This window comes from Dietzia aerolata, from assembly GCF_014144865.1.
In the GTDB taxonomy this organism is placed as follows: Bacteria; Actinomycetota; Actinomycetes; order Mycobacteriales; family Mycobacteriaceae; genus Dietzia; species Dietzia aerolata.
Window position 1 is genome coordinate 1 of record NZ_JAALDM010000309.1, and the last position, 1,712, is coordinate 1,712.

Consider the following 1,712-nt stretch of genomic DNA (forward strand, 5'->3'; position numbering starts at 1 on the left):
CGCCGCCGGTGCCGCGGGTGCTGCGGCAACCGCGGGCAAGACCGACGACAAGCCGGCCGATGCGACCGCACGAAAGGGGGCCGACGCACCGTCCGACGCACCTGCCGGAAGCGACAAGGCCGGCAAGTCCGCCGACGCCGACGGCAAGGACGGCTCGTTGGGCAAGACCGCAGCGGCCGCCGCTGGCGGTGCCGGAGTGGCCGGCATGGCAGCGGCCGCGTTCTCCGGGGACAAGGATTCCTCTGACCAGCGTGGCGCAACGCAGGCAACTGCCGACCAGCAGCGCGACCTCGAGCGCAAGCCCGGAGACGACCTGGATCGCGACCGGTCCGCCGCACCCGCCTCTGAGAAGTCGGGTGCCGCGCAGTGGCTGATCCTCATCGCGCAGGTGCTCGCCTCCGCGGTCGCGGGTGCCGCACTGTTCATCGGCTTCCAGCTGCTCTGGGACGACCTGCCCTGGGTGGCGCTGGCACTGGCGATCATCGTGATCGTCGGCCTGGTGGCCATGGTCCGGGTGCTTCGTCGCTCCAACGACACGGTGAGCATCGCCCTGGCGGTGATAGTTGGCCTGGGCGTCACATGCGGGCCGCTGCTGCTCAAGGTGATCACCTAGCGGCCCGCGCGACAACCGCCGCGACAGGCGAACCGCGGAACCGCAGACTCCGCCCGCATCCACTCCAGGATGCGGGCGGAGCTCATTTGCGCGCGGGGCGAGGCCGGGATGTCGGTGCGCGGAGGCGGCGCACGATCTGCCCCTCCGATGTCGACATGCGCCCGGGGCCCGCGGGGCATGTCGTTTCTGGAAGTGCAGATCGGAAATTGAAGGGCAGATCGGCTGGAGCGGGGGAGCGGCGCAGCAGGGCATGTCGTATTCGGACGAGCAGGCCGGAAATTGAGGGGCAGATCGGCCGGTGTGGGAGCGGCGCAGCAGGGCATGTCGTATCTGGAAGCGCGTTTCGGAAAAGGAGGGGCAGATCGGCTGGAGCGGGGGAGCGGCATGGCCGGGCGGCGCAGCCGGGCGGTCTGCGGCGGTGTGGCACTGTAATGGGCATGACGAGAATCGCAGTTGTCGGTGGCGGACGAATCGGAGAGGCGCTCATCGCGGGCCTTCGCGAGGCCGGGACGCCGGGCTCGGACATCGTGGTGATCGAGGCCGTCCAGGCCCGCGCCGACGAGTTGGCCAAGAAGTACTCGATCCTGCCCACGACCCTCGACATCGGTTGTGAGGGCGCGGATGTCATTGCGATCGCGGTGAAGCCCCAGGACGTTCCGGCGGTCACCGAACGGATCGGCGAGGCCATCTCCGACAGCGTCCACGAGTCGATCGTGGTCTCGCTCGCCGCCGGCGTCTCCACCGAATCGCTCGAGAACAAACTCAGCGCCGGCTCGCCGGTTGTCCGCGTCATGCCCAATACGGCGATGCTCGTGGGGCAGGGCGTCTCCGCCGTCTGCAAGGGCCGCTTCGCGCGCGATGAGCATGTCGAGCAGGTGAAGACCCTCATGGAGAGTGTCGGCGGCGTCGTCGTCGTCACCGAAGCCCAAATGGACGCGGTGACGGCCGTGTCCGGGTCCGGCCCCGCCTACTTCTTCCTTCTCACCGAGGCCATGATCGACGCCGGCGTCGAACAGGGACTGCCGCGCGACGTGGCCACCACGCTGGCCACCGGCACGGCGCACGGCGCGGGCGCGATGCTCGCCGCCGGCGGCGACGG

The 1,712-nt window shown here is 69.9% G+C and carries 2 protein-coding genes; both read left to right on the forward strand.

All coding sequences use genetic code 11. The features are described 5' to 3' along the window. A partial coding sequence (locus G6016_RS15525; protein ID WP_522731195.1) for an Rv0497 family membrane protein occupies positions 1-613 on the forward strand: 613 nt, incomplete at its 5' end. Between the two features lie 437 nt (positions 614-1,050). Beyond that, positions 1,051-1,712 (forward strand): pyrroline-5-carboxylate reductase (gene proC, locus G6016_RS15530; RefSeq protein ID WP_241730368.1); only part of this gene is annotated, 662 nt, incomplete at its 3' end.